Below are 2,015 nucleotides of genomic sequence, written 5' to 3'. Positions count from 1 at the left end.
ATGTTAATTTATGGGCGAAAAACAGTTACAGGCTCCTGAGATTAATAATGTGGATCTCTACGATAATGAGAAATTATGGGAGATTTTCCCGACTGTCTCATTCGCTTCTCAGTGGATAACAGCCAGCGTCTGTGTTTAACAGACAAAAAACAGCATATCCACTCAGTTCCACATACAGGCCAGAGCATTTATTTTCAGGATAATTGTTTCAGCATCGCAACCGCATCAGATTCCGGCATCGAAAACTGTATCCGGTGCCGGGCAGCCACATCCAGCGCAAAAACCTTCGTGTAGACTTCTGTTGAACTGATGGACTTATGTCCCATCAGGCTTTGCAGAACTTTCAGCGGTATACCGGCATACAGCATGTGCATCGCATATGAATGGCGGAACGTATGTGGTGTGACCGGGACAGAGAACGTCACACCGTCAGCAGCAGCGGCGGCAACCGCTTCCCCAATCCAGGTCCTGACCGTTCTGTCCGTCACTTCCCAGATCCGCGCTTTCTCTGTCCTGCCTGTTCGTTTATTACGCCGTTCCAGAGGAATTTTCAGTGTTGCCACCATCGTCTGCAGCTGACTGACGTACCAGGTGTCGGAGAGTGGAACCAGCCGGTGAGTCTGCTGGCCGGCTGGCGTTCTTCCTGCCGTCCTGGCGGCCTTTTCGGTCCGTTGTTTCAGGGTCGCAAGCTGCACAAACGGATACGGAGGCGCGAGCGAAAAATCCCCCCGCGTCAGCGCCAGTGCTTCATTAATACGCGCGCCGGTGTTCCACAGAGTGGCCAGCAACATCTTGCGACGCAGATCCGGGACGTAATGGAGCAGGGCACTCACCTCGGGAGCCAGCAGATATTTCGGCAGTTCATCATGAACCATCGACATCTGGCGAAGTGCCAGAGCTGCCGGATAATCAATGACAACAGGAAGTTGTGCTGACTGTACGGCAGAATACACTGCAGGTACTATGGCTGCAGACTGACTGTGTATAACGGAGCCTGACATTTATATTCCCCAGAACATCAGGTTAATGGCGTTTTTGATTTCATTTTCCCGGTGGCTGAGATCAGCCACTTCTTCCCCGATAACGGAGACCGGCACACTGGCCATATCGGTAGTCATCATGCGCCAGCTTTCATCCCCGACATGCACCATCGGGTAAAGTTCACGGGAGACTTTATCTGACAGCAGGCGGGCACTGGCCAGGGGGATCACCATCCGTCGCCCGGGCGTGTCAATAATGTCACTCTGGACATCCACAAACAGACGATAACGGCTCTCTCTTTTATAGGTGTAAACCTTAAACTGCATTTCACCAGTCCCTGTTCTCGTCGGCAAAAGAGCCGTTCATTTCAATAAACCGGGCGACCTCTGCCATCCCTTCCTGATTTTCCGCTTTCCAGCGTTCGGCACGCAGACGACGGGCTTCATTCTGCATGGTTGTGCTTACCAGACCGGAGATATTGACATCATATGCTTTGAGCAACTGATAGCTGTCACTGTCGACGGTGACTGTAATGCGCTGCTTCATAATACACCTCATATTACATACTCACTATACACAAACCAAGTATACACCAGTATTATGCTATAATGTGCATCAGATATTGGAATATTATTATCTGGCTATTATTAATATTTTCATCAATCACTGACTTAAAAAATTATCACAACAATAATAACCAACAATGTAGTAACCGCATTAAATTACAGAACAACTGTTTTGCTATGATCCGATTTTTATCATATTTACTATTTTTCGGAAATGAATCACGATCAGTGAATAAGCAAAGTGATCCTTTCTGCCGCTAATGACCGGCTCACGAACACGGGGGAAACACAGCATTAATGGTAGGCAATAGTGAAATAACACTACATATTGTGTTTACGAGCTATGATGCAGTGAGGGAGAAGAGGAAGATCCGTAACCACCAGAAACCGGATCTTTCAGATGAGAAAGAGATATTAATGTAAAAAATAGCATTAATTTATTAGTATTTTTGCGAAAAACACATTAAA

At 47.3% G+C, this 2,015-nt stretch carries 3 protein-coding genes; all 3 read right to left on the bottom strand.

Annotation, left to right across the window (positions count from 1 at the left end; translation table 11 throughout):
* Positions 1–194 precede the first annotated feature (194 nt).
* From A7Z29_RS23015 to ccdA, 3 genes are read right to left on the bottom strand one after another with little or no spacing between them, the layout of a single operon-like run.
* Positions 195–1,001, bottom strand: coding sequence for a site-specific integrase (locus A7Z29_RS23015; protein ID WP_105290905.1), 807 nt, complete (start codon positions 999–1,001; stop codon positions 195–197).
* The gene (gene ccdB / locus A7Z29_RS23010; RefSeq protein ID WP_105290904.1) at positions 1,002–1,307 is read right to left on the bottom strand and encodes a type II toxin-antitoxin system toxin CcdB; all 306 of its coding nucleotides are present in this window, start codon (positions 1,305–1,307) and stop codon (positions 1,002–1,004) included. It lies immediately after the preceding gene.
* Position 1,308: 1 nt separating this feature from the next.
* Entirely contained in the window at positions 1,309–1,527 is a 219-nt protein-coding gene (gene ccdA, locus A7Z29_RS23005; protein WP_000813634.1) for a type II toxin-antitoxin system antitoxin CcdA, read from the bottom strand.
* Between the last annotated feature and the right edge of the window lie 488 nt (positions 1,528–2,015).

This window comes from Escherichia sp. MOD1-EC6842, assembly GCF_002965705.1.
Lineage (GTDB): Bacteria > Pseudomonadota > Gammaproteobacteria > Enterobacterales > Enterobacteriaceae > Escherichia > Escherichia ruysiae.
The sequence above is the reverse complement of the archived record's forward strand: the minus strand, read 5'-3'. Positions and strand labels throughout refer to the sequence as shown.

Excerpts from the sequence above, each read along its gene's own strand:
- A7Z29_RS23015 (WP_105290905.1), bottom strand. The coding sequence starts at position 1,001 with ATGTCAGGCTCCGTTATACACAGTCAGTCTGCAGCCATAGTACCTGCA.
- ccdB (WP_105290904.1), bottom strand. The coding sequence starts at position 1,307 with ATGCAGTTTAAGGTTTACACCTATAAAAGAGAGAGCCGTTATCGTCTG.
- ccdA (WP_000813634.1), bottom strand. The coding sequence starts at position 1,527 with ATGAAGCAGCGCATTACAGTCACCGTCGACAGTGACAGCTATCAGTTG.